This window comes from Methylomagnum sp. (genome assembly GCF_054333355.1).
Genome location: NZ_JBTEKS010000209.1, coordinates 1 through 7,850, shown reverse-complemented (window position 1 = coordinate 7,850; position 7,850 = coordinate 1). Strand labels below are relative to the sequence as shown.

Annotated in this window: 5 protein-coding genes; all 5 read left to right on the top strand. The window is 64.0% G+C overall.

The features are described from left to right. On the top strand, nucleotides 1-1,239 hold a 1,239-nt coding region (locus tag ACXWUF_RS14820; protein ID WP_458495424.1), incomplete at its 5' end, for a ShlB/FhaC/HecB family hemolysin secretion/activation protein. Nucleotides 1,240-1,273: 34 nt separating this feature from the next. Further along, nucleotides 1,274-3,496 carry a CHASE2 domain-containing protein gene (locus tag ACXWUF_RS14815; RefSeq protein ID WP_458495423.1) on the top strand — a complete coding sequence of 741 codons (2,223 nt, stop codon included), beginning with the start codon at nucleotides 1,274-1,276 and terminating at the stop codon, nucleotides 3,494-3,496. A 120-nt stretch (nucleotides 3,497-3,616) separates the two neighbouring features. Then, nucleotides 3,617-4,282, top strand: coding sequence for a response regulator transcription factor (locus ACXWUF_RS14810; protein ID WP_458495422.1), 666 nt, complete (start codon nucleotides 3,617-3,619; stop codon nucleotides 4,280-4,282). Further along, nucleotides 4,279-5,670, top strand: coding sequence for an ATP-binding protein (locus tag ACXWUF_RS14805; protein ID WP_458495421.1), 1,392 nt, complete (start codon nucleotides 4,279-4,281; stop codon nucleotides 5,668-5,670). Before ACXWUF_RS14810 ends, ACXWUF_RS14805 begins: the two co-directional genes overlap by 4 nt. 268 nt (nucleotides 5,671-5,938) lie before the next feature. Next, complete coding sequence (locus ACXWUF_RS14800; RefSeq protein ID WP_458503299.1) at nucleotides 5,939-7,819, top strand: hypothetical protein; 1,881 nt, start codon at nucleotides 5,939-5,941, stop codon at nucleotides 7,817-7,819. The last annotated feature ends 31 nt before the right edge of the window (nucleotides 7,820-7,850 follow it).

The window sequence follows — 7,850 nt, the reverse complement described above, 5'->3', positions numbered from 1 at the left end:
CCGGCGCTGCGGGAAGGCGAGCCGGTGCATACGCCCGAGGTGTCGAGCAATATCCAACTCGCCAATGAGAACCCGGCCAAGCGCATCGAGGCGGTGCTAAAGACCGAGGACGACCCGGCCAAGCTGCAATCCGCCGTCCAGGTGAACGCCACCCCGGCCCGCAAGGTGTTCTTCACCCTCGACAACACCGGCACCGCCGAGACCGGCGAATACCGCATGGGCATAGGCTTCCAGCACGCCAACCTGTTCGGGCTGGACCACGTCGCCACGCTCAACTACATCACGCCGGTGGAGCGGCCCACCGACACCAATCTTTATAGCGCCAGCTACCGGATTCCCCTGTACTCGCTGGGCGACTCCATCGACTTGATCGTCTCCAAGTCCGACGTGCGGGCCGCCACCACGGCCACGGTGGCCGGTCCCCTGCAATTCGCGGGCAGCGGCGAGATTTACGGCGCCCGCTACAACCTGCTGCTGCCGCGCTGGGGCGAATACACCCACCGCTTGGTGTTCGGCGTCGATTATTGGGAAATCAACAACCAATGCAGCCTCGGAACCCTCGGCTCGCAAGGCTGCGGACCCTCGTCCGCCGACCTCACCCTGATTCCCGCCTCGCTGACCTATAACAGCCAGTGGATTCAGGCGGCGCAGTTCGTGGATTTCTCGTTCTCGTTCCTGCACAACATTCCCGGCGGCCCCAACGGCTCGGCGCGGGACTACCGCGCCGCCCGTCCGGCCAACATCGGCGCCAGCGGGGCGCCCGCCGATTACTACTTGTTGCGGGCCTCACTGTCCTGGACCCGCTCCCTGTTCGACGACTGGCAAATCCGGCTGGCCGCCAATGGTCAGTTCACCTCGGATTCGTTGGCCTATGTGCAGCAGTTCGGCCTGGTCGGCTCCAGCGCGGTGCGGGGCTTCTACGAAAGGGAAGTCACCCGCGATACGGGCGTGGTGCTGAACACGGAAATCTACACGCCCAATTACGCCCCGGCGGTCGGCGTGGGCGACAACCTCCGGGGGCTGGCCTTCTTCGATTACGGCCATGGCCGCAGCAATCCCTTGCCGGGCGAACTTGCCCAGACGATTGACCTCGCCAGCGTGGGGGCGGGCTTTCAATTCGGCTTCAGGAATTCCTTCCAACTGCGCTTCAACGGCGCCTACGTCCTTGAGGGCGCGAACATCCACAAAACCGGCGATGCCCGCGCCCATCTAGCGGTGTATTTGCCGTTCGGGTTCTGACCCGCCGCCTCCCCACCCCGGTTCCAGCACCGCCATGGTCCACTTACTCCGCCGCTTGCTTCCCTATCTGGCTGGCTTGGCGGCGCTGAGCCTGTTCGTGCTTCATACCCTCGGGGACGTGGAGATTCCCCTGGTCAATCACCTCAAGCGCGGCTACTACGACCTGCGGCTGAGCCTGACGATCCCGAACCGCCACGACGACCGCATCGTCATCGCCGACATCGACGAGCGGAGCCTCGCGGAACTGGGCCACTGGCCATGGACGCGGGACCGGCTGGCGGAGTTGGTGAATGTGCTGTTCGAGCATTATCAAATCCGCTTGCTGGGCTTCGACGTGGTGTTCGCCGAGCGGGACAACCGCTCGGGCTGGGGCTTGCTGGAGCGGCTGGCCGGGGAGCAATTGCAGGGCGATCCCGTCTTTCTCGAAACCAAGGAAGCCTTGCGCTCGTCCCTGCAATACGACGAGCTATTCGCCCGCGCTCTGAAGGACCGGCCCGTGGTGTTGGGGTTTGTCCCTTTGGAGGACGCCGCCGCCACCGCCGATGCGGGGGCGCTGCCCAAGCCGCTGTTGACGGGCGATGACGTGCCCTCCGTGCTGCATAAGCTCAAGGTTTGGCAGCACTTCGCCGGCAACTTGCCGGAGTTACAGGCGGCGGCGGCAAGCGGTGGCTTCTTTCTTAATCACATGCTCGACGCCGACGGCGTGTTCCGCCATCTGCCCCTGCTGACCCGCCATGGCGATGGGGTTTACGAGTCGCTTTCCCTGGCGATGCTGCGGGTGCTGGAAAATCATCCGCCGGTGGAAATGGAGATCAGCGACGATTATGGCGACGCGGCGAAGTTGGAAGCCTTACGGGTTGGCGAGCATCGTATCCCCACGGGCGAGCAATCCGAGGTGCTGATTCCCTACCTGGGCAGGAAGGGTAGCTTTTCCTATCTGTCCATCGCCCAGATCATGCGCCGCGAGGTCGCCCCCGACGCCTTGCGCGGCCGCATCGTCCTGGTGGGCACCACCGCCCAAGGCTTGGTGGACACCCGGACCATGCCGCTTGAGTCGGGCTATCCCGGAGTGGAAATGCACGCCACCGTGCTGGCCGGGATGCTCGATAACTCGTTCAAGGAGCGGCCTCCGTGGGTGGTGGGCCTGGAGTTGCTGCAACTGCTGGGCGTCGGGCTGGCGGTCATTGTCCTCGCGCCGCGCCTGCCCGCCTTCTGGGCGCTGCTGCTGGCCTTCGCTTTGATGGGCGCGTTGCTGGCCGGGAATTTCTGGCTGTGGCGCGAAGGGGGCATCGCGGTGGACGCGGTGTTGCCTTTGCTGCTGCTGTTCCTGTTGTACTCCAACCAGATGTTCTTCGGCTTCTTCCTGGAGGGGCAGAAGAAGCGCAAGCTGGCCCGCCTATTCGGACAATACGTGCCGGAGGAGCTGGTGGCGGAAATGAGCCTCCGGGAAGACGATTTCGGCATCGGCGGCGAGACCCGCGACATGACCGTGCTGTTCTCCGACGTGCGGGGCTTCACCACCATTTCCGAGGGGCTGTCGTCCGCCGACCTGTCGAAGCTGATGAACGAGTTCCTCACCCCGCTGACCGGCGTGATCCATCACCACAAGGGCACCATCGACAAGTACATGGGCGACGCCATCATGGCCTTCTGGGGGGCGCCCCTGCGCGATGAGCAACACGCCGCCCATGGCGTGCGGGCGGGGCTGGACATGATCCGGCGGGTGCATGAGCTTGACCCCGTGTTCAAGGCCAAGGGCTGGCCGGAAGTCCGGGTCGGGGTGGGTCTCAACACCGGCCCCATGAGCGTGGGCAACATGGGCTCGGAGTTCCGCATGGCCTACACGGTGCTGGGCGACGCGGTGAATCTCGGCTCGCGGCTGGAAAGCCTGACCAAGCAGTACGGGGTGGGCATCCTCATCAGCGAGACCACCCGGGCGGCGTGTCCGGGGTTGATCTGCCGGGAAATCGACCTGGTGCGGGTGAAGGGCAAGCATGAGCCGGTGGCGATTTTCGAGCCGCTGGGCTGGGGGGACGAGGTGACGCCGGAGACGCTGGGCGCGGTGCGGCGCCATGAGCGGGCGCTGGGCTTGTATCGGTCGCAGGTGTGGAACGAGGCCGCCCGGCTGTTCGGGGAGTTGTCCGAGGCCGACCCCGACCGGCTGATTTACCGGATTTATCTCGACCGCATCGCCACCTTCCGGGCCAATCCGCCGCCCATCGAGTGGGATGGGGTTTATACGCATACCTCGAAATGATGGCGGCGCGATTCATACCGGAGTCCGCTGCATTTCATCCAGGCATCCACACCGACCAAACGCAAAAATTCGTTCCATCAAGGAATTCGATTGAGGCGGAGCCGATCCGGGAGATTGCCAGTGCGACTATTGCTTATCGAAGACGACACATCGTTAAGGGAATCGCTGTGTTCCGACTTGATCGGGGCGGGATACGCGGTGGATGCCGCCGCCGACGGAGTGACCGGCGAATTCCTGGGAGCCACCGAGAGCTACGATGCCGCCGTGCTGGATCTGGGCCTGCCCGGACTGCCGGGGCTGGATGTCCTCCGCCGTTGGCGGGAGGCGGGCAATTCCCTTCCCGTCATCATCCTCACCGCCCGTGATGCCTGGTACGAAAAGGTCGATGGCCTTAAGGCCGGCGCCGACGATTATCTCGGCAAACCCTTCCATGTCGAAGTGTTGCTGGCCCGCCTGCAAGCATTATTGAAACGCCGGCACGGGCAGGTCAAATCAAGGTTGGCGCTCTCCGGACTGGAGTTGGACGAAGAGCGGCAGACCGTGCTGATCGATGGCGCGAGGTCCGAGCCGCTCACGGCCATCGAATTCCGGCTGTTGCGTTATTTCATGCTGAATCCCGGCAAAGTGCTGTCCAAGGCGTGTTTGATGGAGCGGGTCTACCAAAGCGACAGCGATCCCGACAGCAACGTTCTGGAAGTGTACATCAATCGGTTGCGGCGCAAGCTCGGCAAGGACTTGATTACCACCCGGCGGGGCCAGGGTTACGTGTTCTGCCAGCCTGCATGAGGTCGTTGCGAAACCGGCTCAACACTGGACTGGTCACCATCCTGATCGTAGTGTTCGGCTCCCTGTGGGCTTTGGGCAGCTACGCCATACATCGGGTGGTCGAAAACGAAATGCTCACCCGCCTGGAGCACGATGGCGATTCCCTGCTGGCGTCCCTGCGGGTGGACCCGGCGGGAAATGTTCGCTTCGATCCTTACCGGCTGGGGCTGATCTATGAGGAAGCCTTTTCCGGCCATTATTTCGTCATCCACGCGGATGGACAGGTATTCCGCTCCAAATCCCTGGGCGATCATCAAATTGCCTCCCAGCCGCTGGTTCCCGGACAGCGCTTCAGCTACCACTGCGCGGGGCCGCAAGGCCAACCGCTGCTGGTGCTGACGCGGGGCATCGCCATCGGCGGCGAGAGCGTCACCCTCGCCGCCGCCGAGGAACTGACGGTTATCGAGCATGAAATCCACCAACTCAGCATCGGCTACCTGATCCTTATCGCCAGCGTGCTGGTGATCTCCATTTTGCTGCAAAGCCTGGACGTGGCCCGCGCACTGCGGCCCTTGGCGGCGATTCGCCGCCAGCTCCTCGGCTTGTCCAGGGGGGAGCTGAGCCGGATCGACTTCGCCGCGCCCACCGAAATCCGCCCGCTGGTGGATGAACTGAATCGGGTGCTGACCCTGATGGATCACCGCCTGCGGCAATCCCGGACGGCGGTGGGCAATCTGGCCCACGCCCTCAAGACGCCCCTCGCCATGCTGTTCCGCATCGCCGACGACGCCAGTTTGCGGGAGAACCCCGAACTCGCCCGGCAACTCAAGGAACAAACCGAAGCCATCCATCGCCGGATCGAGCGGGAATTGAAGCGAGCACGCTTGTCCGGGGCCGGGAGCGTGGGCAGCCTGTTCAATCCGAGCGTGGAACTGGCCGTCTTGGTGCGCGTCCTGGAAAACGTTTACCCGGATAAGGGATTGAGGATCGACGTTTCCGCTCCGGACGCATGGATCCCGTACGACCGCGAGGACTTGCTCGAACTCATCGGCATCCTGGCGGACAACGCCTGCAAATGGGCGGCGTCCAGAGTGGCCATCCGTTTCCAGTGCGATGATGGAATTACGCTGTCCGTCGCGGACGATGGCCCCGGCTGCCCGCATGGGCATATCGAACAACTTGCCCGGCGGGGAGTGCGCTTGGACGAATCGGTGCCCGGACACGGCTTGGGGCTGGCCATCGCCCGCGACATCGCCGAATTCTATGAAGGAACCCTTGAAATCCAGCACTCGCCGGAGTTGGGAGGGCTTGAAGTGAACGTCGTCCTGCCGACCGGCACCGGACTGGACCAGAAAGGCGAGTCTTCAAAGCCGGGACGATTCCATTTCTTCGGCGGGCGGAAACATTAGTCTCCGGATCGTCGCTTCAAACAAGCCCTTCGGCTTCTTATATCTCCCTCAAGTGGCAAATATTACCCACTTCGGCCATCGTCACACTTTTCCCCCCGGTTTTTAAGGTTTATTTCAGCTTCACGTCACAGAATGCCCCACCTTGAGGCTTGCCCCGATGCCGGGGACAGCGTCGCGGTCATTCGTTTTTTCAACCGAGGGCATTCCTGTGAGCAAATTTCCATCGCGTTTTTCCGCACTGGCCTTGGCCGTGGTGGCCTGCTGTCAAATGGGCCAAGCATCGGCCGCCGCGCCGACCTATTCCGTTACTTGGCTGGGCTTCTTGGATGCCGGCGACACCATGAGCTATGCCCGAGATATCAACGCTTCCGGCCAAGTGGTCGGCAGCTCCGAGCTTCCTCCCCCCAGCAACGGTTATAACGGCAAAACCCGCGGCTTCCTGTGGACGCAGCAGTCGGGAATGACCAGCCTGGGGCAGTTTCCCGAATGCGCCGCCCAGCCTTGCTATAGCTCGGATGCCAATGGCAATACCTGGAACGACAACGTAATCCCGTGGGCCATCGGCGCTACCGGCTCGGTGGTCGGGGACGCCAATGGACCCGGTGGCTACGAACATGCCTTTCTCTATTCGGCGGCGTCCGGCATGACCGCGCCCCTCGGGGTCCCGGTCGGGAGGAACAATGGCGCGTCCGGGATCAACGGGCTGGGCGATCTCGTGGGGCATATGGGGGGTGACTGGGCGACGGGAACCTCCGGGCTCGAGGTGGGCTACCTGTACAAGGCCGACGGCACCCTGCTGACCTTGCCGGTAATCGGCGGGTCCGCCGCGATGTACGCCTACGATATCAATGACGCCGGCCTGATTGTGGGTGGCTCGTCGTACCAAATGCCGCCGGACGGCATCAATCCGCCGGGCACCATCACCTACGGCTACCGGCCTACTCTTTGGGAGAAGGGCCAGAACGGGCAATATTCGGGCCGCGTCCTGCCCGGCTTCGGGACCGCCACTGGTTGGAACTTCGCCCACAGCGTGAACGCATCGGGGCAAGTCGTGGGCTATATGCAGCTTCCCGACGACTACCATGCTTTCCTGTACAACAATGGCACCGTGACCGATTTGGGCTGCGGCATGGCGGAGGACATCAACGCCGCCGGCACCGTGGTGGGCGGCGATGCCAGCGCCTTCATGTATTACCAGGGTGCCCGGTACGACCTCAACGCGCTGGTCACGAACAAAGCGGCGGCCGACTCCATTGCCTATGCCAGCGGCATCAACGATTCGGGTTGGATCGCGGGCGCGGGCATCCACAACGGCAAGACCGAAGCGTTCGTGCTGATACCGGATGGCGGCGCCTCCACCGCGCAGCCCTCCGCGCCTTGCCCCGGCGCGACCCCGCCGCCGCCGCCCCAAGGGGCCGATTTGAGCGTGACCTTGACCGACGCGCCCGATCCCGTCGCGGTGGGCGCCACGCTGACCTACACCATCACGGTGGTCAACAACGGCGCCGACACCGCCGCCGCCGTCAATGTGAGCGACGTCTTGCCCGCCAATGTGGCGTTCTCCTCGTCCACCGCCAGCCAGGGCGGTTGCGCGGGCGGTGCCAGCGTCAGTTGCGACCTGGGCGACCTTGCGTCCGGCGCCACGGCCACCATCCAGATCGCGGTCCAGCCGACCGCAGGCGGGACGCTCAGCAATACCGCCAGCGCCAGCAGTTCGACCACTGAGCTGAATCCGGCGGACAACAGCGCCACGGCGACGACCACGGTATCCACGCCCACCTGCGGTACCGGCAGCGCGGACCTTGCCGTGTCCGTGGTCGACGAGCCCGATCCGGTGGTGGCTGGCGGGGAGCTGGTCTATATCGTGAAGGTGCGCAACAAGAGCGCCGTGGCCGCGAGCGGGGTGGTGTTGACGATGAAGCTGCCCGCCGGGGTGAGCCTCCCCGAGATTTCCGGGGCCACATGCACCGGCACCGGAACCCTGACCTGCAACCTGGGAACGGTCAAGGCGAAGGGATCGAAAGAAGTCGAGTTCATGGTCGTCACGCAAGCCGCGGGCATCCTGAAAGGCTCGGCGACCGTGACCAGCGCCACCACCGATCCGATTCCCGCCAACAACACGGCGAGCGCCACGACCACGGTGCAATGAACCGGAAGCCTCGCCGCCGGTGCTTCGCCGG